Here is a 21,989-nt window from a genome sequence, read left to right on the forward strand (position 1 = left end):
TCTTGTGTTTCGCACCATGGACACCCGCAGACCAGCATTCGGGGGGACCGACACCGTGGACGACAGACTCCGCGACTTCGCGAAGGGCTCACCGAACTTCGGGGTCCTCTACCAGCATCAGCCGCTGCTCTCTCTTTACGGCGCTTCGGCGGAAGCCACGGTTTTCACTCACCCGAACTCGTCCCTGGTCCAGGCCGGCCAGTTCGGTGAGGTCCTCGCCGAGGAGCTGATCACCCGCATCGGTATGCGGATCGAGGGCGACCGGCAGGTCGACCGGCTGACCGCGCTGACGCGTGCCGGGGTACTCGTCCCCGAGATCCGTGACGATTTCGACCGGCTGCGCCGCGACCGGAACAAGGCCGCGCACAGCCACCTGTTCGACACGGCACGGGCCCTGGCCGCCGTACGCGTCTGCTACAAGCTCGGCCTCTGGTTCCACGACGCCATCGAGGGCCGGCGGACGGTCGCGGAGTTCGTACCGCCCACGGACCCCGGTGACACCGCGCAGGTCACCGACCCGGCCGAGCTGGCCGAGCTGCGGGAGGCCCTCGACGGCCACCGACAGGCGCTCACCCAGGCCCGGACCAGGCTCGCCGAGTCAAGCGACGCCCTCGAAGCCGAGCGCAAGGCACGGGCCGAGGCCGAGCACCTCATCGCCAGCGCCGACGCGAACAAGAGCAAGCTGCTGGCCCGCGTCGAGCAGCTGACCTCGCAGATCGACGAACTGCGCACCACCCAGCAGGCGAAGTACGAGGCAGCCCGTCAGCAGCCCCGGCAGGTGGACGCCAAGCGCCGCGAGGCGATCATCCACCGTGCGCAGCGGCCGGCCCCGCTCAACGAGGTACAGGCCCGCGACGCCATCGACGGGATGCTGCGCGCGTCCGGCTGGGTCGTGCAGGACCGCGACCAGGTCAACCCGGAGGCGGGTCAGGGTGTGGCGGTCCGCGAGTTCACCCTCGCGACCGGCCGCGCGGACTACGTCCTGTACGTCGACGGGCACATCGTCGGCGTGGTCGAGGCCAAGCGCGAGGGCGACCACCTGTCCAGCGCCGTCGAGCAGAACGACCGTTACGCGTCCGGAGTCCTGAAGGAGCACCGCCTCGCGGTCTGGCGCGAGGCGGAGCCCTTCGCGTTCCGGTACGCGACCACCGGCACCGAGACGTACTTCATCAACCGCCTCGACCCCGACGCCCGCTCCCGCGAGGTCTTCTCGTTCCACCGGCCCGAGACGGTGGCCGCGTGGATGCGGCGCGCGGAGGAGAACCGGGAGGCCCTCACGTTCCGCGCGGCTCTGCGCCAACTGCCCGTACTGGAGGCCAACGGCCTGCGCCTCGCCCAGATCGACGCGATCACCGGTCTGGAGAAGTCCCTGGGCGAGGACCGCGCGCGGGCGCTGATCCAGATGGCGACCGGCGCCGGCAAGACCTTCACGGCCGTGGCGCAGACGTACCGGCTGCTCAAGCACGCCAAGGCCCGGCGGATCCTGTTCCTCGTGGACCGCAACAACCTGGGGCGGCAGGCCTACGACGAGTTCCGGAAGTTCACGACGCCCGACGACGGCCGCAAGCTCTCCGACATCTACAACGTCGACCGCCTGGCCGCCGCCGGACTCCAGGACACCTCGTCGGTCACCATCTGCACGATCCAGAAGATGTACTCGCTGCTGCGCGGGGAAACCATCGCCGAGGACGAGCAAGCGGACGAGGCCGCGGACAGCGAGGCGTACGAGGACACGTACGCCACCGACCTGCCGATCGACGTCTCCTACAACCCCGATGTGCCGATCGAGTCCTTCGACCTGATCATCGTGGACGAGTGCCACCGGTCGATCTACGGGCTGTGGCGGGGGGTCCTGGAGTACTTCGACGCGCATCTGGTCGGCCTGACCGCCACGCCCACGCTCCAGACCCTCGGCTTCTTCGGCCGCAACCTGGTCTCCGAGTACACCTACCCGCAGGCGGTGGCGGACGGGGTGAACGTCGACTTCGACGTCGTACGGATGCGGACCGACCTGCGGGAGAACGGCGGCGCGAAGATCGAGTCGGGTACGACGGTACGGATCAAGGACCGCAAGACCCGGCGGCAGCGCTACCAGGAGCTGGACGACGACTTCACGTACACGACCAGGCAGATCGGCCGGTCGGTGGTCACGGTGGACGAGATCCGTGCGGTCCTGACGGCGTACCGGGACAACTGGCAGCGCTGGTTCCCCGGGCGTAGCGAACTCCCCAAGACCCTGATCTTCGCGGTCGGCGAGGACCATGCCGAGGACGTCCTGGCCCAGGTCAAGGAGATCTTCGGGCGTGGAGACGATTTCGCGAAGAAGATCACGTACAAGAGCCGCCAGGCCGGCGAGGACCCGGACGAGCTGATCCGCGCGCTGCGGAACTCGCCCCGGATGCGGGTCGCCGTGACCGTCGACATGATCGCTACGGGCACGGACGTAAAGGCCCTGGAGTGCGTCATCTTCCTGCGCGAGGTGCGCAGCGCGGTGCTCTTCGAGCAGATGAAGGGGCGCGGCGCCCGGACCATCGACGCGACGGAGCTCCAGGAGGTCACGCCGGACGCGGACGCGTCGGTGCGCAAGGACCGCTTCGTGCTCGTGGACGCGGTGGGCGTGACGGACTCGCCGCTGGTGGACGCCCGGCCGCTGGTTCCGGCGGGTGAGCGCCAGGTGTCGCTGGCCAAGCTGCTCGACAAGGCCGGTACGAAGTCGATCAGCGCGAACGAGGCCGAGATCCTGGCGGGACGTCTGGCTCGCCTCAACCAGCAGCTGACGACGGAGGAACGCGAGCAGCTGACGCGGGCGGCGGGCGGACAGACGCTGTCCGAGATCGCGGGAGCGATCGTCAAGGCGGTGGACCCGGACCGGCAGGAACGCGCGCTGGACGAGGGCGGCCAGGCGGCGGCCCGGCGACTGGTCGAGAACGCGATCGCGCCGCTGACGGAGCGGCCTGAGCTGCGGCGGCACATCATCGAGATCCGGCGGGACAAGGACTACGTCTTCGACGAGTTCACGCCCGTCGCGGTGACGGATCTGAACGAGATCCCGCGCGAGGAGCGGGCGAAGGAGCAGGTCGACCGCTGGAGCCGGCTCCTGAAGGAGGAGCGCGACCGCATCGCGGCGGTCAGCATCGCCCTGACGAGCCCGAGGTCGGTCTCCCCGGCGGAGACGTACGCGGCGCTCCAGGAGCTGGCGCTGGAGATCCGCCGCCCGCACTTCGGGTGGACGCCGAAGGCTCTCTGGACGTACTACGAGGACCTGGGTGTGGCAGCCCACTCTCCCGGCCGCGAGGCGGGCGTGCCGGATCTGATCTCCCTGATCCGGTACGAGCTGGGCGTGGACGAGGAGCTGCGGCCGTACCGTGAGACGGTGGAGGAACGCTTCGAGGCGTGGCTGCTGAAGCAGAGCCAGGCCGGGGCGGACTTCTCGCAGGAGCAGCTGTGGTGGCTGCGGTCCATACGGGACGTGGTGGCGAGTGACGTCGGCATCAGCACCAAGGAGTTCAACGCGGAGCCCTTCAAGGGGAAGGGCGGAGGCCGCGGTTTCCAGCACGCTTTCCCGGGGCGGGATGTGCGGTCTCTATTGAATGAGTTGAATCGAGAATTGGCTTGAGTGACGTGGAACTTCCGGCGGGATGGGCCTGGTCCAGGCTGGAGGAAGTCGCCGAAGTGCGACTTGGTCGGCAACGTTCCCCAAAGAACCATTCCGGCGACCAAATGCGCCCATACCTGAGAGCCGCCAACGTAGACTGGAACGGCCTCAAACTTGGCGACGTGAAGGAGATGAACTTCACCGACGCCGAGCTGGAGACGTATCGTCTGATTCCCGGAGACATCATTCTAAGCGAGGCATCGGGAAGCGCGGGTGAGGTTGGCAAACCAGCCATCTGGAACAATCAGATCGCCGACTGCTGCTTCCAAAACACCTTGATCCGGGTGCGCGCCACGACCGACATTGAGCCACATTATCTCCTGCACCTATTGCGCCATGAAGCCACGCGAGGGGCTTTCGCAAAGGGGGCGCGTGGAGTCGGGATCCACCACCTCGGAGCTGCAAAGCTGGCCGCTTGGCAGATCCCCGTGCCACCTCTAGCCGAGCAGCGCCGCATCGTCGAATCCCTCGAAAGCCACCTCTCCCGCCTCGACGCAGGCAGTGCTGACTTGACCGTGGCTCAGACGAAGTCCCAACGACTCAGGTCACTTCTCTACGGCCGCGCGATGTCTGGAGGTTTCAGCCGCCCAGTAAATGCGGACGAAACAGTAACAGAAAGCACTCTCCACCGAGCCAGCAGATCCCTGGCCACCCGCCGGTGGCAGCCCATCACTCCCGTCAGTATTCCTGGATACACCCTGCCGGATAATTGGACGAATATCAGCCTAGGCACCTTGTCACACTCGTCTGGATACGGCACTTCGACCAAGTGTGGCTACGGCGCCCTGGGTTATCCAGTTCTGCGCATTCCCAATGTTCAGGGTGGATCAATCGATCTATCAGACGTCAAGAACGCGGTTGACCCGGAACTCGACCTGACGAAATTCTCCCTCGATCCTGGAGACCTACTGTTCGTACGCACCAATGGCAGCCCGAGTCTCATCGGTCGAGTAGGCGTAGTGGAGAAACCTCTCGCCTACGCCTTCGCGTCCTACCTCATCAGGTTCCGACTCACACCCGGTTTTGTGGAACCTCGCTGGATCGAATTGGTCACGCAGAGCCCACTTTGGCGGCGAGCGATCGAACGGTACGCAGCCTCGTCAGCTGGTCAGTACAACCTCAGCGCCGAAACGCTCTCGCGGCTTCCGATCCCTGTCCCGCCCTTGGAAGTACAGCGTGAAACGCTCGCCGCAGTAGACACCGCAGTCGCCGGGGCTGTCCGTCTGGTCTCCGCCACCAATGCGGCCATCACGCGGTCGAGGCACCTGCGAATTTCAGTAGCGAACCGCGCGTTCAGCGGTCGGCTGGTCCCCCAAGACCCCGTCGACGAGCCCGCCACCGCGCTTCTCGACCGCATCCGGGCCGAGCGCGAAGCTCAGGGCGGCAAGGTCAAGCGGGGCACCCGTCGGCCCCGTAAGGCGGCCGAAGCCGCACCGCCTCCGGCCCCCGCCTCAACCCCTTCGCCCACTACCGCCGTTCAGCAGGAGCTTCCGCTGTGACCCCCGCATCCCCCGCCCTGGCGCACGCACAAACCAACACCCTGGTCGCGAAGCTCTGGAACTACTGCAACGTCCTGCGGGACAACGGCCTGTCCACCATCGAGTACGTCGAGCAGCTCTCGTACCTGCTCTTCCTCAAGATGGCCGACGAGATCGCCTCCGATCCCTTCACCGAGGCCGAAGCGCGGACCGTCGTACCCGCCAAGTACGACTGGCAGTCGCTCGCCTCCAAGAAGGGCATCGAGCTCGAAGTCCACTACCGCGAGATCCTGGCCGAGCTCGGCAAGAGCCCCGGTACCACCCTCGGCAGGATCTTCGCCAAGGCGCAGAACCGCATCACCGAGCCCGCCCTCCTCGAAAAGCTCGTGGTCGAGCTGATCGGCAAGGAAGACTGGACGATCCAGGGCACCGACCTCAAGGGCGACGCCTACGAGGGCCTGCTGGCCAAGGGCGCCGAGGACACCAAGACCGGCGCCGGCCAGTACTTCACGCCCCGCGCGCTCATCGACGCCATGGTCGACGTGATGCAGCCCCAGCCGGGCGACACCATCACCGACCCCGCCTGCGGAACCGCCGGCTTCCTCATCGCCGCGCACGCCTACATCCGCGAGCACCACATGCAGAACCTCTCCCGCGAGGAGCGGCTCGCGCTCGGGGACGGCAAGATCTGGGGCAACGAGCTGGTCACCGGCACCGCCCGCCTCGCCGCGATGAACATGCTGCTGCACGGCATCGGTGACGCCGACGGCAAGTCCCTCATCACCGAAGGGGACGCGCTCGCCGAACAGCCCAAGCAGCATGCTTCCCTGGTCCTCGCCAACCCGCCCTTCGGCAAGAAGTCCGCGATCACCATCGTCGGCACCGACGGCAAGGCCGACAAGCAGGACATCTCCTACGACCGCGATGACTTCCGCGCCACCACCACCAACAAGCAGCTGAACTTCCTCCAGCACATCATGTCGCTGATGGAGATGAACGGCCGCGCGGCGGTGGTCCTCCCCGACAACGTGCTTTTCGAGGGTGGGGCCGGCGAAAAGATCCGGCGTCGCCTGCTCGAAGACTTCGACCTGCACACGATCCTTCGTCTGCCCACCGGCATCTTCTACGCGGGCGGCGTCAAGGCCAACGTCCTCTTCTTCGAGAAGAAGCCGCCCCGCAGCGGAGGCGCGCACAACACCTCCAAGCTCTGGGTCTACGACTTCCGCACCGCCAAGCACTTCACCCTCAAGCAGCACCCGCTGACTCGTGCTGCTCTGGAGGAGTTCGTCGAGGCCTACCTGCCGGGCAAGGCTCGCGGCGAGCGTGTCGAAACCGAGCGCTTCAAGTGCTTCGACTACGACGAACTCATCGCCCGCGACAAGGTGAACCTCGACATCACCTGGATGAAGGACCCGGCCCTCGACGACGCCGACAGCCTGCTGCCGCCCGAGGTGATCGCGCAGGAGATCGTGGAGGACTTGCAGGCCGCGCTCAGCGAGTTCGCCGCGATCGCGGAGGCGCTCGGTGGCGAGATCTCGGCTGATACTGACGAGATCCAGCCAGGCGAAGGCGCCTGACCCGCAACTGAGTTGACCCGTCCCCGTCTCGCCGGAAGTCTTGATCTCGATCAATCAGCGAGACGGGGGCATCCCATGGCAGTTCCGCAGCCACAGACGCGCGAGTTCCAGGCGTTCAAGACCAACATCGAGTACGCCCGGAAGATGGTCCTCGCCGGCCAGAGCCTGGCCGCCTTCCAGTCCCCCGTCTTCGACATCGGCGACTTCTACCGTGCCGCGTGGGTGCAGGCGGTCAGCGCCATCGACCACTGGTTCCACGAGGAGCTGTACCGCCGGGTGGCCGACCTCGCCGCCGCGGACAGTCCTGGCATGCCATACCAGCTGACGAAGTTCGAGCTACCGCTGGAGAAGGTCGAGGAGGTCCGGCGGGGCACCACCACACTCGCCGACGCCGTGTCCGAGCACGTCAAGGCGAAGTGGGCCAACGCCTCCCTCCAGAACCCGCGCAAGATCAGCGAGGCGCTGAAGCTGGTCACGGAGGAGAACATCTGGGCCAAGGCTGCGGTCCAGCTCAACGAGTGGAACCACGGCCGCACGGGGATGACGGACCAGACGCTGAAGAAGCAGTACGTCTCCATCACCGACCGCCGCAACAAGATCGCCCATGACGCGGACCTGCTGGACGGCGACCTCAAGCGGCGCCGCCCCATCTCCGACGCCGACGTGACGGACGCGATCGACTGGATCGAGCGGATCGCTCTCGCGATCGCCAAGGTTCTCGGCTGACCTCTGGGATGGGTGAGGGCGCTGTGGACTGCTGTCCGTGGCGCCCTCGGCGTCTCAAGAGCCGGGCGGCGTCCCGTACAGGGGAAGACCGGAAGTGGGCAGGTCACCGCCGAGGTCGTCGGGCAGCGGGACCGGGTCGCCGTACTTTCCGTGGACGACGCCCTTGTACTCGCCTTCTCCCGGACGGGTGAACAGGGACCACGTGCCCGTGCGCGGGTCGATCTGCAACAGGCGGGCGACACGTGCCGCCGCGTACCACGCGGTCTTCTCGTTGATCCCCCTCAGCCGCTCGCTGGGCGAGATGACCTCGACCGCGAGGGCGATCGCGTCCGCCTCCAGGAGCCAGCCGTCGTCCTCCTTGAAGGCGCGGGGACCGATGGTCAGGTCCGGGGTCGCGTAGTCGTCCGGATCGTCGGGCATCGGGACGGACACGTTCTCGTAGGCCTCGTACGCGGCGGCGAGGCTCGGACGGATGGCGTCGCGCAGGTCGATGACGGTCCCGGCGTGCTTGCCGCTCGGGCTCGGGGACATCATGAGGGTGCCCCCGATGATCTCCACGCGCATGCCGGTGGCCTGCTCGATCTGCTCGGCGGCGTCGCGCAGGTGTCCGCGGCGGACGGGGATGGGGTGGTGAGCCGGGTCCGACACGGTGTCGCCTCCTTGCCTGCGGGGAGTGGGTGCGGGGCCTGGGTGTACATCGCACTCGGCACTCGTACGGCGCGTTTCACCTTACGGCAGCCCTCGTACGGCCAGCGGCTCCGCTGCGGCCAGGTGGAGGGGTGGGCCTTCGTCCAGGGCGAGGACGACCGTCAGGCCGCCGGTGGCGTGGCGGGCCGTCCGTACGCTGCGGACCGCGCGCCACGCGCCCCAGACGCGGACCTGTTGGCCGGGGCTGACCGTGACCGCCGCGACCTCCCTCGTTGACGGGGTGGGGAGGAGGTCGGGGGCCTTCAGCTCCGACCAGACCGTTTTGCCGATGCCGCCCGCGCGTGCGGTGACGCCCCAGCGGTGGCTGAGCGCGTCCACGAGCCTTAGCCCCCGGCCGCGTTCGTCTTCCGCGCCGGGGTGACGAAGTTCCGGCCGGCCGGATCCGGCGTCGCTCACCTCCAGGCGCAGCAGCCCGTCCGTCGAGGAGTGTGCGATCCGTACGCCGACTTGGCGGTCGCTGGGTGCGGGTGCGCGGAGGGCGTTGGTCACGAGCTCGGAGAGGACGAGTTCGGCGGTGTGGAGGAGGTCGTCCCCCGCGCCCCAGTCCCCGAGTAGGGCGCGCAGTGCCGCGCGGGCCCTTGCCGCGCTGCGGGGTCGGCGTGAGAGCCGGAATGAGACGTCGATCAGTGCGGCCATGGCAGCTCCAGAGGGTCGGAACCCCCGGACAAGCGGGGGCTCAGTTACCGACACCAGGAGAGTGTCCGCAGAACAGGTAACGGCGCAACGTTGAATGGATTGCTGGCTCTTAATTCACCCATACGGGCATTCGCGAGTCCGCAAGCCTCCGGCTCTGATAGGGAGTTACCTATGCCAAACGTGATGCCCTCCACGGTCCTGGGTCGCCAACTCGGCGATGAACTACGCCGGTCCCGAGAAGCCGCAGGCCTCACCACTGCGGCTGCTGCCGAGGTGCTGGACTGCACAAAGGGAAAGATCAGCCGCATCGAAAACGGCCATGTCCCGGTCCGCACACCTGATCTCATCGCGCTCATGGAGGCATACGGGGTGATGGACACGGAGTCGCGGGAGCGCCTGACTTCCCTTGCCTTGAGGGCGAACAGACGACGGCGTGAAGGGTGGTGGCATGAGTACGCCTCCGTTCTCAGTGACGCGTACCGCGACCAGATCGAGATGGAGTCGATCTGCGACAGCATCCGCACTTACCAAGTGCAGATGGTGCCCGGACTCCTCCAGACTCCGGAGTACGGGCGGGCCGTAACAGTGGCATCACGCGCCTGGCATACGGCTGAGGAGATCGACCGGTTCGTCCAGGTACGACTTGCCAGGCAGGAACGGTTGACGAGTGCGGAACCCATGGAGTTCTGGGCAGTACTCGCTGAAGGAGTGCTGCGCCAACAAGTCGGCGGGCCGGACATCATGCACGCACAGTTGAAACACCTACTGACCATGGCCGAGCGACCCAACATCACCGTTCAGGTGCTGCCGTTCACACGCGGCGCCCACTCGGGCATGTTCGGCCCGTACGTGCTGCTCAGCTTCCCGCAACTGGCGTCGCTCGACCTCGTACTCACCGAGGCCCCCACTGGCAACATCTGGATGGAGCGAGAGCAGGAAGTCGCCTGCTACCGAGGGCTCTTCGATGACGCGCGCATGGCAGCATTGCCGCCTACGGAGTCACTCGCGCTGATCCAGCGTGTTGCCAAGGAGCACAGAGCATGAGCAACGAGGTCCGCTCGACGACCGGCCACAAGACCGCGATATGGCGCACGAGCAGCTACAGCGGAGGCCAAGGCGACTGCGTCGAGGTCGCCGACAACGTCCCCGGAATCGTCCCCGTCCGCGACAGCAAGCGGCCCGCCGGGCCTGTGATCGGGTTCGGGGCCGGCGCCTGGCAGGCGTTCGTCACGCAGGTGGGCTGACCGGGGCGACCCGGGGGCAGGAGCCGGGCGACCACGTCGCCGGCGCGGGACGGGCTCCGCGCGGCCCCCGGCCCGGCGTTCACGTCGGTCAGCGCCGCTTGCGTTTCCCGCCCGCGCGCTTGGCGGGCTTCTTCCTGCCCGGGGAGCGGGCCGTACCGCTGGTCTGGAAGGCCCGCCAGGCTCGGCGGGCCTGTTCGGCGGTGGCGCGGTCGGGGTGGTGTGCGAGCTGCTCCGCCAGGAAGGCGGACGTGTACGGGTCCGCCGCCGTGAGGGCGGTGACCAGGGCCGGGCCGCCGCCGGGCCAGGCTGCCGCGGCCTTGTCGAAGGCGGCGTGGACCTCGGCGAACAGTTCGGGCTCCTCCTCGTTCCGAGCCGCCGTCATGCGATGGTCGAGGGATGCGGCGCTCCGTACGGCTTCGAGCGCGTCGACCAGGTACACCGCGCGGGCCGACAGCGGAACGGCTGAGGGGTCGGGCGCCTGGCCGCGTGCGTGCAGGGTGTGCTCGGCCCAGCCGCCCAGGACCGGGTCGGCCAGCAGTGCGTACAGGGCCTCGTCGGGCACGGCCATCGCGTCCAGAGCGGCGAGCAGCGCCCGCCGCCTCGCGGGCTCGGCCTCGGGGCGGGCAACGGAGATCGCCGCGAACAGAGGGGTCCATCCGTCGGTGCGCTGCGCGGCCAGCCAGTCGCCGACGGCCGGGCGGGCGGCCCGCTTCGGCCACCACTGGGCTGCCGCGACGAGCCGTTCCGCGTCCCAGGCGAGCATCTGCTGCCGAGTGGGGAGGACATGGGCGGCGTCGCCTTCGAGGCCCACGAGGAGGCTGTCGCGCAGCAGGGCGGAGCCGAGAGGGGTGAGGCTGACGGCGTCTCCGGCGCGCTCGGTGACACCCAGAGCAGCCAGGCGGTCCATCAGGCGCACGAGGCGGGCAGCGGACGGGATCAGATCCGTACGGTCGGACGCGGTGAGTGCCGGGATTCCCAGGACCGCGGACAGCGCCTGAGGGTCGGGCAGTTCGTAGTCTCCGGTGGCCGGGACGGACGCGTCGGGGTCGCTCTCATGACCCGGCGGCAGGGACCACATGTCGTCCAGGGCGGCCATGCGGGCCACGGACTGCGTCATCCCCGCTTGCTCGCACAGGAAGTAGAGGGTGATCAGGTGCTCGCCGTCGTACTCCTCCGCGGTCTCTTCCTCCTCGGCCAGCTGTGTCAGCAGGACGCCGAGCAGGTTCAGGGCCAGCCCGGTCAGCTCGGCGGGGCCACCCTTACGCCAGGCTTCGGCCGATGGCCCCGCGCTCAGCGCGCCGCCCTGCTCCCGCACCAGGAAGCCGCTGGCCAGCGCCAGTTCGCGCGTTCGCTCGTCCGCGCCCTGCGGGTCGGCGGCGGCTTGCGCCAGGAGCTGGGGCAACGGGGCGGAACGCAGCAGCGCGGCCTGTTCCTCCGGGGAGGCCGGCAACGGGGCCGGGGGCAGCGGCGCGAAGGCGTCGCCGTTCATCTCCAGGTGCTGGCCGGCCATGGCCTCGACGAGGGCGAGGAGAGGGGTGGGAGCGCTGCCGCCGCCCGGCGCCAGGTGCGCGAAGGGTCCGCGCAGCAGGGCGTCGAGCCCGGCTGCCGTCCAGCGATCCGTGAGCACCGCTGCCTGCGCCCCGTACCAGTCGTCTCTCTCGTCGTCCGGCTTGCCTACCGGGGCATCGGCGACCAGCAGGCCCTCGCCGGGGCGGGGCCGCACCTGCTCGGCCAGCGCCACGGCCTCCAGCCGTGCGGCGAGCAGCGGACGGGCCTGCCGGGAGCGTTCCGCGCACAGCGCCTCCGCGTATGCCGCTTCGGCGAGCGGTCCGTTCGGAGAGGAGGAGGCGGAGGAGGCGGAGGAGGCGAAGCCGAGCGTGGCGTTCCGCCCGGCGTGCGGGCGGGCGGCGAACGCCTCCAGCCAGTCGCGCACAGCCCGGGGATCGGTGGCGTCCACGCCCGCGGCGCGCAGCAGGTTTCCGTACAGCCGCGGCCAGGTGAGGCGGCGGGGGCTCGTCATCGCCTGGGTGAAGCCCTCGGCCAGCTCGTGCACCCGGGTCACGAGCTTCGCCTGCCGCTTGGCGTTGAGGCGGCCGGCCTCGTGGGTGTGGTCGACCAGCGCGACCAGCGCGGCCACGAAGCCCGGCAGCTCTTCCTCGGTGGCACTGACGTACAGCGGGAGCAGGATGTGCAGCAGTTCCTCGGCCAGCTCCTCGGTGGGCTCGGGCAGGCCGGTCCGGCGGCGTGCCTCGCCCAGCGCGAGCAGACCGAGGACGGCCTCGGCCGCCCGCGCGTCCAGCGGAGCGCCTCGCTCTTCGGCCCGGGCGAGGAACGAGTCCAGATCAAGGAGAAGTGGCGTGGCGGTGTTCATCCCGGCAGCCTAGCGACGCGGCACGGCCGCCCGTCCCCATCGGCGAAATCCGGGACGGCGACGCGCGAAAGCACATGTACGCCATCGATGCCATGCTCTGCGCCACCGCGCCTCGACTCGCCCGGCCCTGTCACCGTGCTCGCCTCCGCTCCGGAAGGCCTGACGGCGCTGTGCGGCGGTCGGGCCACCCTCATCGAGGACCCACGCCTCCTAGCCGGCCGAGGTGAATGCGCAGGCCAGCGCGCGGGCGCTCGCCGGGACGCCGCGGACCGGTTTGCCGTACAGGGGGTGGGCCTGGTCCAGGGTGGGCAGGAGGCTCGGCGCGCGGTCGGTGGGGGCGCGGTCGAGGACGGTGGTGCCGGTCTCGGCCTCTTGGGTGGGGGCGTAGCCCGCGGCGCGCAGGGCGGTAAGGGTGTCCTCGGGAGGTGCGGTGGAAATGAGGACGGTGGGGGCGATCCGGCGCAGGCGGAGCTTGGCCAGGCCGCGGGCCTGGGCCACCTCGGCGATCAGGCCGGTGTCGTCCGAGCGGATGCAGCAGGCGGAGCGGACGACCTTGAGCTGTCCGTGGGTACGGGCGGTGTCCTTGATCGTGTAGGCCAGTGGCTGCGGCAGCGGGGTGCCGCACTCGCTCGCCTCGGTCAGACGGTCGAGGAGTTCGTCGGCGCTCCAGCCTGCGTCCAGGGCCCGGCGTACGGAGCTTGCTGTGATGCGCCAGACCACCGCGTGGCCCTCGGACTCGATGTCCCCGACGGCGGAGAGCAGGTCGGCGAGGGCGGGCGCGGGCGCGCCGGTGACAGTGGCGGTCAGGTCGCCCTGGAACCGGGCCGTGCCGCTGGGTGCGGGCAGGGTGGCGTACAGCGCCTCGCGCAGCGCGGTCACGGCCTGGGCCAGGGCGGGGCGGTGGGTGAGGTCCTCGCCCAGGCCCTCGGAGCCGCGGGCGGCCGGGTCGGCGCCCGCTCCGGGCACGGCGGGGTAGTGGTGGGCGGCGCCCGACTCCAGCAGGCGGCACAGGGCCCGCCCGACGGGGGTGAGGGCACCGTGGGCGACCACGCCGAGCAGGGCCGCCTCCTCCAGGGTGGCGGCCAGCCGGTCGAGTAGTTCGTCCGCACCGGTCAGTGTTCCGGTGCCGTCTCCGGCCAGGTGGGCGCGCAGGGCGGGCCGGAACCATGCGGCCAGAGCGAGGAGTTCGGCATGCCCCTGCGCCTCCCCGGTGAGGCCCTGTCCGTCGGGGAGGGTGGCGAGAGCCCGCAGTACTCCGGTGCGCAGGGTCACGGCTTCCTCGTCGCTCGGGCTGGTGAGCGCGACCGGGGTCTCGTCGGGGTCCGGCCAGTGGCTGAGGACTTCGGGGACCACGGCCCAGGCGGCCAGCAGCGGCAGCAGCTTGCCCGCGGCCGGGGCGGCGGCCCAGGCGTCGTAGCGGTCACTGGGCAGCAGCCGGGCCGAGGGCTTGGGGGCCTTGGAGTTCCGGCCCCGGGCGGCGGGGGCCGGCTCCTCGTCCTGGGGTGCGGCGAGCCCGGCGTTCACAGAGAGGTCGAGCCACAGCCGGGTGTCGGCTTCGTCCGCCCCGGCCGCCTTGGCCAGCCGCCGGGTGTCCCGTACGGCGATCCCGCCCGCCTTGCGGATCGCGACCGGCTGCGCGGCCAGCGCCCGCAGGACCAGTTCGGCCCGCCAGGCCGCCGCCGCGGCGGCCGTGCCGCCCTCGCCCTCCCAGCCGGACGGCAGCGGTGCGGTGGCGGTGAACGGCTCTGGTTCCAGTCGGGGGCTGGGTGCCGCGCCCCCATGGCGGAGCGCACGGGCGACCTCGTAGGGAAGCTCCACCAGGTCGAGACCGACGGGGGCCAGCAGTCCGCGCACGGCCAGCCAGTCGGTGCCCTCGTCACCGCTGCCGCCCTCCCGGAAGACGTACTTGGCGTCCGGGCCCGCGTACTGCGACCCGTACCGGCCGACGAAGCAGTGGGTCCGCAGCAGCGGCGGGCCGGGTACCAGGTGGTCCAGCAGCTCCAGCGCCCGGACCGGGGCGTCCGCCACCAGTGCCCGCACCCTGGCGGGGTCGGCGAGCAGAGCGGTGATCAGCTCCTGGGCCTGGTCGCGGGTGCGGGCCACCCCCTCGCCGAAGAGGGTTGCGGCGATCCGCTTGACCTCGGGGGCGTTGTAGGCGGTGGTCAGCAGCCGGTCGGCCGTACGCCCGTAACCGTCGAACCCGGCGGCGCGGACGTGTAGAAGTGGTGGGAGCGCCAGTCGGCCCTTGGGCGCGGGAAGCAACAGTGCGCGCTCCCGCAGTCGGGTGAGCGTGCGTTCCGCCCGCTGCCGCTTCTCTCCCGGCTCGAACCAGGACAGTACGTCCCGCTCAGGCACCAATCGGTCCGCGGGTTCCACCGGGGGAACGGACTTCCGCTGTTGCCAGGGATACCGAGGCCCGTCCTCGGACTCGCCACCGGCTACGGGGCCGTGCCGCTCCAGAGCAAGGGCGGCGATCGAAGCGAGCAATTCCAGCTCTCCGGCGGTGCCCGCCATCAGGCCCTGGCCCACCGACTCGTCGGTGAGCAGGTGTTCGGCGAGCTCGCGGAGGGTGGTGATCCGTCGGTACCCGGCGGCGAGCGGCAGATCCCGCTCCTCCAGCAACGCGGTCAGCCGCTGAGGATCCAGGGTTCCCAGCCATTTCACAAGGGCGGTACGCGCATTCACCCGGCCAGGCTAGCGCCGTCCGGTCACCCCGCGGGGGTGAACCGGCCGCGTCCCCTCGGACCCCCGCGCCCAGTGCCGGCGCAGGCTCCCCCCTCCGGGGCCGTCACCTTTTCCCCCCCCCGCGCATATGGGCTTCGATGCCCGGGAGGTTCTCAGAGGATCGTCGACGCCTACTGCCATTGGGCGCCCGAGGTAGGTGCATCACCATGACCACCCTCGCGGTTTCCCTGACTACCGCCAGGCACGGACAAGGTCTTCCGGACCCCAGTGCGCCGCAAGAGGCAGATCGTCCTCGACACCGCAACGGGACACCGCAACCAGCGCCGTGTCCGGCTCGGCACCGGGCACGGCGAGCATGTCCCGCACCAGTGCGTCGTACTCACGTCGGCCGAACGGCTGCGACTCCAGCCACTTCACCGAGCCGATGAAGTGAACCTGCCCTGCGACGGGTTCCCGATCGGCTCCGATCAGGTCGATCTCCGGGTTGTTCTGCCGGTTCCACCAGCCCCCGACCGCTTCCGTCTGCGGCCACGTCTCGTCGGGCAGCAGCCGCAGCAGCGACTCGCGGACGACCGGCTCGACGGCCCGGCCCCGCCATGTCGTCCACGACCGCTCGATGCGCTCCAGCGCCAGATCACCGCGACCGCGCTCGATGAGCGGGATCCCGCGTTGCAGGAAAGCCAGCCAGAACCGCAGGTACGGATCAGAGATGCGATAACGCTTGTTCTTGCTGTCAGCCTTGACCGAGAGCGGCAGGTCAGCGGCCAGGACTCGCTTGGCCAGCAGCGTGTTCAGCAGCGGAGACAGCGTGCCCGAGGGCAACGCGCCGGCACCACCGGCTTGTGCGGCAATGGTGGAGAAGGTCCGCTCGCCGCTGCCGACCGCTTCCAAGATCGCGCGCGAGTGGGACGCCTCGGGAAACTCCCCCAGCAGCGACAGCTCGCCCGCCACCAACAGCGGGGCAAGCGGGTTGGACACAGTCTCGCGCAGAAAGTCTCGGCGGCCCATCCCCGGCCGCCAGGACTGAACGATCTCCGGGAACCCTCCGGTGATCAGCAGTGCGTCCACCGCTTCCGCCGCGTCAAGGCCGGTCATCGCCTGCACATCGGCCAGATGCAGCGGCTGTACGGTCATCTTGGCCGCCCGGCCGAAGAAGGGGCGCCCATAGGACTGCAGCGCCTCCATCACCGACATGTCGCTGCCGACCAGGATCAACAGGACGGGCTTGGCGGACAAGTGCCGGTCCCAGACCGTCTGCAGCGCCCCCTCGAACTCCCCGTCCTGTTCGACCAGCCACGGCACCTCGTCGACCACCGCAATGCTCGGTGCATCGTCCGGAATCGCGACTGCGAGGGAACGCAGCGCCTGGTTCCAGTCGGCGGCCTGCAGCCCGGCCACCAGCTCAGCCCCGGGAAGAGGGGAATGCGCCAGCGTCGCGGCGAAGTCCGCCCGCTCGGCCACCGCGTTGCGTCCCCGGGTCGCCTGGAAGACCACGTACGGAAGCCCGGAACGGTCGCAGAACTCCTGGACCAGACGAGACTTGCCCACCCGGCGCCGGCCCGTCACGATCACAGCCTGACCACGCGTGGCACCCGTACCACCGACCACCAGGCCCAGCTGCCGAGCCAGCTGATCCAGGTCGGCAGACCTGCCCTTGAACTCCATCAGCGCCCCACCCCCAGCGTCCATGAGACATAGATTCGATATTACGTAGATTGAATCTTACTTAGATGCTAGCTCGCTTCTGACTGTCCCCCCTACGCCCTCGCCGAGGCGGCGGGGAAGGAATCCGCCCGCCGACGCCTCGGCCACCGGGGCCCACACCATGCACATTCCGGCGGGGCGGGCGTTTCCGGTGGTCCGTACGAGGGAGGTGGGGCGGGGTCTGTGGGATCCGGGGGGGTGGGTAGGGGCGGGGTGCGTGCGTACGTTGGGGGTGAGGCCGCACGGCGCCGCTGGCCAGGTGCCCTGTGGCGGGCTCTGACGATCGAGAAGGGGCGGCGCGGATGCGTGAGCTGGTGGAGACGGCGCGGCGGTGGGTGGCCGAGGGGCGGGCCGGGTATCTGGCCCGGCCCGTGACCGAGCAGGGGTTCGGGCCGCGAGATCCGGCCGGGGCCGTGCTCATCGATGCGCGGGGGGAGTGCGTCGGCACGCTCTACCGCGGGGTCTTCGACGCCGAGCTCGCCACCGAGGTCGCGGCCCTGCCGGCCGGTGTCTCGGCGCGGGTGTGCGAGGTGTCCGTGCGGGCGGCCGAGGCCGTGGCCGCGAAGCTGACCTGCGGCGGGCAGGCCGAGGTGCTGCTGCAGCCGCTGTCGGCGATCCCGGCCCAGTGGTGGGAGCTGCTCGGCGACGGGGTCGGGGTGGCGTTGGTGACCCGGCTGAACGAGGCTGCGGACCGGGCCGTCAGCGAGATCGTACGGGCCACGGACGCGCCCGGTGACGATGCCGGGCGGCGGGCGGGCGAGCTGCTGGCGACGCGGCGGGCCGGGCGGGACGCGCTGTACGCGGAGTCGGGGCTGGTGCTGGTCGAGGCGTTCCCGTCGGCCCCGTACGTGGTCATCGGTGGCGGCGGCGAGCTCGCCGAGATCATCGAGCGGCAGGCGTTGTTGCTGGGCTGGGAGGCCGTTCTGGTCACCGGCCCGGAGGAGGCCGGCACGGTGCTGGAGGCGCGCCGGGACGCCGCGTGCCTGGTGATGCTGAGCCATGAGGAGTCGTTCGACGTGCCGACGCTGCGGGTGGCCCTGAACCGGGAGGTGCCTTACGTCGGCGCACTGGGCTCCCGCAAGACCACGGCCCGGCGGCGCGAGGGGCTGCTCGCGGCCGGGGCCACCGAGGCCCAACTGGCGCGGGTGCACGGACCGATCGGACTGGACCTCGGCGCCCGCACCCCGGCGGAGACCGCGCTGGCGATCTGCGCCGAGATCCTGGGGGCGCTCGGGGAGCGCAAGGCCGCCGGCGCCCTGCGGGACGCCGACGGCCCCATCAACTCCTAGGCGAAGGCAGCGACCTTCACTTCCCCAGGGCCCGCTTGAGCTGTGTCTTGTTCATGTCCGAGCGGCCGTGGACGTTGCGGCGCCGGGCCTCGGCGTAGAGCTGTTCGTACGTGGGGCCCTGCGCGCCCGAGTGGGAGTGCAGGCCTCCGCGCCGCGACGAGGAGATGTCCTCGACGGATTCCTTGCTCGCGGTCCGGGATTCGCCGGCCCGGGCGCGTTCCTTGTTCACCGTCCGGGCCGCGATCTCCTTCGCCTTCTCCTCTGGCTCGCCGCGCCGCTCCAGGCCTTCCTTGATGTGCTCGTACTGCCGTTCGCGCTTCGGGGACGATCCGCGGGGCATGGCCGGCCTCCTTCTGGTTCGGCGGGTGCGCACACCGGGCGCATACCCCGGATGGCCCAAGGTATCCAGGGCATAGCGGAGCATTTCGGACTTGAGTACGGGAACATGGTCGGTATGGACACGACTTTGAGCGTGGACGCGACCCTCGCCGACATCGCATGGTTCCTGGTCGTCGGCATCTTCGTCGCCGGCTTCCTGCTGGGCGGCTTCCTGTTGGGCAAGAGGGTACGGGCCAAGGAGCCACCCCCGCCCACCCCGGAGAGTCAGCCGCACCTGCCCGAGGGGGGCGCGGTCTACGAGGTCCGCGAGGAGCGGGACCAGGTGGAGATCCCGGAGGGCGGCCTACGGCCGCACGAGATGCAGGGCTACGGGAACTTCGGCTCCACCACCTCCAGCCATCCCGAAGAGGCCCGCGCCGAACGGGAGTCCGGCTACGAACTCCCCGAGGGGCCGGGACCGCACCCCCAGCCGGGGGCTCCGCCGGACGCAGGACGGGGCGCACACTCCTGACACCAGGACCGCCTCGCCCTCTGACCCGCGCCTCCGTCGCGGGTCAGAGGTCCGTCGCGGGTCAGAGGTCAACCCGCAGCCGCAGCACCTCCGGCGGCGGGTGCCGGGTCGAGGCGTGTCGGACCTCCGCCGTGAGCGGCGGGTCGAGCGCCCGGAAGGGGACCTCCCCGAACCCGATCGCCGTGACCGTGGCCAGGGCCGGCGCGGCCGACCCGCGGGCGGCCACCTCGGCCGCCACCTGCGAACGCAGCGCCGCGCTCAGCGGGCTCGACACCAGCGGGCTCTCGTCCCCGACCGGCAGGACGAGCACCAGCGCGAGCGGGCGGCGCGGGGTGCCGGTGTAGCCGACCACCGCCGCGTCCCGGACGTCGGTGTGCCGCAGCTTCTGCCAGCCGCGCCGCCCGGCGGGATAGGCCTGGTCCAGCCGCTTCACGACGAGGCCCTCGATCCCGCTGGCCGGCAGGGTCTCGTACCAGGTGGCGGCCAGTTCCGGATCGGTCGTCATCGGCACCGGTTGCAGCGGCGGCCCCAGCGGCAGCAGCAGGTCGACGAGGAGGGCCCGGCGGCGCTCGTACGGGCGGCCGCGCAGGTCCAGTCCGGCCAGTTCCAGCACGTCGAAGGCGGCGTACGAGGCGGGCAGGCGCTGTGCGAGGACGGCGGCCCGCGCCGCGGTGGCCGCCGCCCTGCGCTGCACCAGGGCGAAGTCCGTACGCCCCGCGTGCCAGACCACCACCTCGCCGTCCAGGACCGTGTCTGCGGGCAGCAGCAGCGCGGCCGCGGCCAGGTCCGGGAAGGCGCTGGTCACGATCCGGCCGGAGCGCGCCTGGAGCGTCACGTCGGTCGCCGAGCGCAGCACGACGAGCCGGTGGCCGTCGAACTTCGGCTCGTACGCCAGCCCCGCCCCGCGCGGCAGGGTGCGTACGGCGGCGGCCAGCGCGACGCGGATCACGGCCGGGTCCCGGGGGTTCCGGGGGGTCCGGGGAGCGGGCGGGCGCGCGCGGGGTCGGTCAGCGGGGCGAACAGGTCTCCGTCGCGGGCGAGCCTGGGAGCGATGTCGTCGGCGAGGAAGACGAGCCCGGCGGCGGTCCGGCAGGCCTCGACCTCCGCCCAGGACACGGGCGCGGACACGGTCGGCCGGGCCCGCGCGCGCAGGGTGTAGGGGGCCGCGGTGGTCTTGGCGGCGGCGTTCTGGCTGTGGTCGACGAACACCTTGCCGGGGCGCAGGGCCTTGGCCATGAGGTGGACAACCAGGTCGGGGAGCGCGCGCTCGGCCTCCTGGGCGAGCTGCTTCGCGTACGCGGACACCCGGTCGGACGGGGTCGGCTCCAGCGGCACGGCCAGGTGCATGCCCTTGGAGCCGGAGGTCTTGGCGTAGGCGTGCAGGCCGTCGGCGGCGAGCCGCTCGCGCAGCCAGAGCGCGGCGGTGCAGCACTCGACGACCGTGGCGGGCGGGCCGGGGTCGAGGTCGAGGACCATCCGGTCGGCGAGGGCGGGGTGGCCGGCGGTCCACTGGGGGGTGTGGAACTCCACGACGAGGTTGGCGGACCACATGAGGGTGGCCAGGTCGGCGACGACCACCTGGGCGGCGGAGAGGTCCTCGGTGCGCGGCACGGGGGTGGTCCTCACCCAGTCGGGCGTGCCGGGCGGCGGGTTCTTGGTGAAGAAGAGTTGCCCGTCCGGTCCGTCGGGATAGCGCAGGAAGGACACCGGTCGGTCGTGGACGTGGGCGAGCAGCGGGCCCGCGACGGTGGCGTAGTAGTGCAACACCTCGCCCTTGGTGAAGCCGGTCTCCGGGTACAGGACCTTGTCGAGATTGCTGAGCGCGATGCGACGGCCCTCCACCCATGTGATCGGCGTCATACGATGAGACTGCCACGAAACAGGAGGAACCGTGCGATCCATTTGGAACGGGGCGATCTCCTTCGGCCTGGTCAGCATCCCGATCAAGCTCGTGAACGCCACCGAGAGCCACTCGATCTCCTTCCGCCAGATCCATGTGAGTGACGGCGGGCGCGTCCGGTACCGCAAGGTGTGCGAGCTGGACGGGGAGGAGGTGCCGAGCGCCGAGATCGGCAAGGGGTACGAGGAGGCCGACGGGTCGATCGTCCCGATCACGGACGAGGACCTGGCGCAGCTGCCGCTGGCGACCGCGAAGACGATCGAGATCATGTCGTTCGTACCGGCGGAGGAGATCGATCCGCTGCAGATGGACGCGGCGTACTACCTCGCGGCGAACGGCGCCACGGCGGCGAAGCCGTACACGCTGCTGCGGGAGGCGCTCAAGCGGAGCCGGAAGGTCGCGATCGCCAAGTACGCGCTGCGGGGGCGGGAGCGGCTGGGCATGCTGCGGGTGGTGGACGACGTGATCGCGATGCACGGGCTGCTCTGGCCGGACGAGATCCGGGCGCCGGAGGGGGTGGCGCCGGAGGTCACGGTGTCCGTACGGGACGCCGAACTCGACCTGGCGGACGCGCTGATGGCGACGCTGGGAGAGGTGGAGCTGGCCTCGCTGCACGACGACTACCGGGAGGCCGTGGAGGCGCTGATCGTGGCGAAGTCGGGCGGGGCGTTCGAGCCGACGGAGGCCGCGGTGGAGCCGGCCGGCGGGCAAGTGATCGACCTGATGGCGGCGTTGGAGAAGAGCGTGCGGGCCGCGAAGGCGTCCCGGGGGGAGGCGGGGGCCGAGGCCGAAGCGGAGGCGGAAGCGGAGGTCACGCCGATTCGGCGAAAGGCGCGCGGGGGTGCGGGTACGGGTACGGGTTCGGCTGCGCCGAAGGCGGTCGGCGGGAAGAAGTCGACGGCGGCTTCGGCCAAGAAGACGGCGGCTTCGGCTGCGACGAAGAAGAAGGCGACGACCACGGGCAAGTCGGCTTCCGGCAAGTCCACTTCGGGTGCGGCGGCGACGAAGAGCACGACGAAGAGCACGGCCAGGAGCACGGCGAAGAGCACGGCCAGTACGGCGGCGGCGAAGAAGACCGGTGCGGCGGCTGCGAAGAAGGCCGCGACGCCTCGGAAGCGGACCTCTGCCTGAGCCGGAGCCTGCGTTGTGGCGGGTCGGGGCCTGCG

Annotated in this window: 17 protein-coding genes; 9 read left to right on the forward strand and 8 right to left on the reverse strand. The window is 70.5% G+C overall.

All coding sequences use genetic code 11. The features are described 5' to 3' along the window. The first annotated feature begins 55 nt into the window (after positions 1–55). The 4 genes from OG207_RS14860 to OG207_RS14875 all read left to right on the forward strand — a co-directional run bounded on the left by OG207_RS14860 (position 56) and on the right by OG207_RS14875 (position 7,436). A complete protein-coding gene (locus tag OG207_RS14860) occupies positions 56–3,616 on the forward strand; it encodes a DEAD/DEAH box helicase family protein (RefSeq protein WP_329099016.1) in 3,561 nt (1,186 codons plus the stop codon). Between the two features lie 5 nt (positions 3,617–3,621). Next, entirely contained in the window at positions 3,622–5,154 is a 1,533-nt protein-coding gene (locus OG207_RS14865; RefSeq protein ID WP_329107638.1) for a restriction endonuclease subunit S, read from the forward strand. Then, positions 5,151–6,710 carry a type I restriction-modification system subunit M gene (locus OG207_RS14870; protein WP_329099017.1) on the forward strand — a complete coding sequence of 520 codons (1,560 nt, stop codon included), beginning with the start codon at positions 5,151–5,153 and terminating at the stop codon, positions 6,708–6,710. Before OG207_RS14865 ends, OG207_RS14870 begins: the two co-directional genes overlap by 4 nt. Before the next feature lie 75 nt (positions 6,711–6,785). Then, a complete protein-coding gene (locus OG207_RS14875) occupies positions 6,786–7,436 on the forward strand; it encodes a hypothetical protein (RefSeq protein ID WP_078095086.1) in 651 nt (216 codons plus the stop codon). Positions 7,437–7,490: 54 nt separating this feature from the next. Here the strand turns inward: OG207_RS14875 and OG207_RS14880 are convergent, their stop codons facing one another. Both OG207_RS14880 and OG207_RS14885 read right to left on the reverse strand, forming a co-directional pair. Next, positions 7,491–8,084 (reverse strand): Uma2 family endonuclease, encoded by a 594-nt coding sequence (locus tag OG207_RS14880; protein WP_329099018.1) that lies wholly within the window; start codon positions 8,082–8,084, stop codon positions 7,491–7,493. Positions 8,085–8,165: 81 nt separating this feature from the next. Continuing rightward, complete coding sequence (locus tag OG207_RS14885) at positions 8,166–8,780, reverse strand: ATP-binding protein (protein WP_329099019.1); 615 nt, start codon at positions 8,778–8,780, stop codon at positions 8,166–8,168. Between the two features lie 171 nt (positions 8,781–8,951). Here OG207_RS14885 and OG207_RS14890 point away from each other — a divergent pair, with 171 nt between their 5' ends. Together OG207_RS14890 and OG207_RS14895 are read left to right on the forward strand one after the other, a co-directional pair. Then, positions 8,952–9,824, forward strand: coding sequence for a helix-turn-helix domain-containing protein (locus OG207_RS14890; RefSeq protein ID WP_329099020.1), 873 nt, complete (start codon positions 8,952–8,954; stop codon positions 9,822–9,824). Then, a complete protein-coding gene (locus OG207_RS14895; RefSeq protein ID WP_329099021.1) occupies positions 9,821–10,024 on the forward strand; it encodes a DUF397 domain-containing protein in 204 nt (67 codons plus the stop codon). Before OG207_RS14890 ends, OG207_RS14895 begins: the two co-directional genes overlap by 4 nt. An 88-nt stretch (positions 10,025–10,112) precedes the next feature. On the opposite strand, the gene OG207_RS14900 is transcribed toward OG207_RS14895, so the two are convergent. From OG207_RS14900 to OG207_RS14910, 3 genes are all read right to left on the reverse strand, one after another. Next, entirely contained in the window at positions 10,113–12,395 is a 2,283-nt protein-coding gene (locus OG207_RS14900; RefSeq protein WP_329099022.1) for a hypothetical protein, read from the reverse strand. Positions 12,396–12,605: 210 nt separating this feature from the next. Continuing rightward, a complete protein-coding gene (locus tag OG207_RS14905; RefSeq protein WP_329099023.1) occupies positions 12,606–15,080 on the reverse strand; it encodes a helicase-associated domain-containing protein in 2,475 nt (824 codons plus the stop codon). 231 nt (positions 15,081–15,311) lie between these two features. Further along, positions 15,312–16,745 carry an ATP-binding protein gene (locus OG207_RS14910; protein WP_329099024.1) on the reverse strand — a complete coding sequence of 478 codons (1,434 nt, stop codon included), beginning with the start codon at positions 16,743–16,745 and terminating at the stop codon, positions 15,312–15,314. Between the two features lie 341 nt (positions 16,746–17,086). Between OG207_RS14910 and OG207_RS14915 the strand changes: the two genes are divergently transcribed. Beyond that, positions 17,087–18,073, forward strand: a complete 987-nt coding sequence (locus OG207_RS14915) for an XdhC family protein (protein ID WP_329099025.1) — start codon at positions 17,087–17,089, stop codon at positions 18,071–18,073. Positions 18,074–18,089: 16 nt separating this feature from the next. Here the strand turns inward: OG207_RS14915 and OG207_RS14920 are convergent, their stop codons facing one another. Further along, entirely contained in the window at positions 18,090–18,413 is a 324-nt protein-coding gene (locus OG207_RS14920) for a plasmid stabilization protein (RefSeq protein ID WP_329099026.1), read from the reverse strand. A 114-nt stretch (positions 18,414–18,527) separates the two neighbouring features. Between OG207_RS14920 and OG207_RS14925 the strand changes: the two genes are divergently transcribed. Then, entirely contained in the window at positions 18,528–18,923 is a 396-nt protein-coding gene (locus OG207_RS14925) for a DUF6479 family protein (protein ID WP_329099027.1), read from the forward strand. A gap of 61 nt (positions 18,924–18,984) precedes the next feature. On the opposite strand, the gene OG207_RS14930 is transcribed toward OG207_RS14925, so the two are convergent. Both OG207_RS14930 and ligD read right to left on the reverse strand, forming a co-directional pair. Beyond that, complete coding sequence (locus OG207_RS14930) at positions 18,985–19,869, reverse strand: ATP-dependent DNA ligase (RefSeq protein WP_329107641.1); 885 nt, start codon at positions 19,867–19,869, stop codon at positions 18,985–18,987. After that, positions 19,869–20,783, reverse strand: coding sequence for a non-homologous end-joining DNA ligase (gene ligD / locus OG207_RS14935; protein ID WP_329099028.1), 915 nt, complete (start codon positions 20,781–20,783; stop codon positions 19,869–19,871). The genes OG207_RS14930 and ligD overlap by 1 nt, the downstream gene beginning before the upstream one ends. Before the next feature lie 31 nt (positions 20,784–20,814). Between ligD and ku the strand changes: the two genes are divergently transcribed. Next, a complete protein-coding gene (ku, locus tag OG207_RS14940) occupies positions 20,815–21,954 on the forward strand; it encodes a non-homologous end joining protein Ku (RefSeq protein WP_329099029.1) in 1,140 nt (379 codons plus the stop codon). Positions 21,955–21,989: the final 35 nt, after the last annotated feature.

Origin of the sequence: Streptomyces sp. NBC_01439 (assembly GCF_036227605.1) — a bacterium.
Taxonomy (GTDB): Bacteria; Actinomycetota; Actinomycetes; order Streptomycetales; family Streptomycetaceae; genus Streptomyces.

Excerpts from the sequence above, each read along its gene's own strand:
- OG207_RS14875 (WP_078095086.1), top strand. The coding sequence starts at position 6,786 with ATGGCAGTTCCGCAGCCACAGACGCGCGAGTTCCAGGCGTTCAAGACC.
- OG207_RS14885 (WP_329099019.1), bottom strand. The coding sequence starts at position 8,780 with ATGGCCGCACTGATCGACGTCTCATTCCGGCTCTCACGCCGACCCCGC.
- OG207_RS14890 (WP_329099020.1), top strand. The coding sequence starts at position 8,952 with ATGCCAAACGTGATGCCCTCCACGGTCCTGGGTCGCCAACTCGGCGAT.
- OG207_RS14895 (WP_329099021.1), top strand. The coding sequence starts at position 9,821 with ATGAGCAACGAGGTCCGCTCGACGACCGGCCACAAGACCGCGATATGG.
- OG207_RS14900 (WP_329099022.1), bottom strand. The coding sequence starts at position 12,395 with ATGAACACCGCCACGCCACTTCTCCTTGATCTGGACTCGTTCCTCGCC.
- OG207_RS14910 (WP_329099024.1), bottom strand. The coding sequence starts at position 16,745 with ATGGAGTTCAAGGGCAGGTCTGCCGACCTGGATCAGCTGGCTCGGCAG.
- OG207_RS14915 (WP_329099025.1), top strand. The coding sequence starts at position 17,087 with ATGCGTGAGCTGGTGGAGACGGCGCGGCGGTGGGTGGCCGAGGGGCGG.
- OG207_RS14920 (WP_329099026.1), bottom strand. The coding sequence starts at position 18,413 with ATGCCCCGCGGATCGTCCCCGAAGCGCGAACGGCAGTACGAGCACATC.
- OG207_RS14925 (WP_329099027.1), top strand. The coding sequence starts at position 18,528 with ATGGACACGACTTTGAGCGTGGACGCGACCCTCGCCGACATCGCATGG.
- ligD (WP_329099028.1), bottom strand. The coding sequence starts at position 20,783 with ATGACGCCGATCACATGGGTGGAGGGCCGTCGCATCGCGCTCAGCAAT.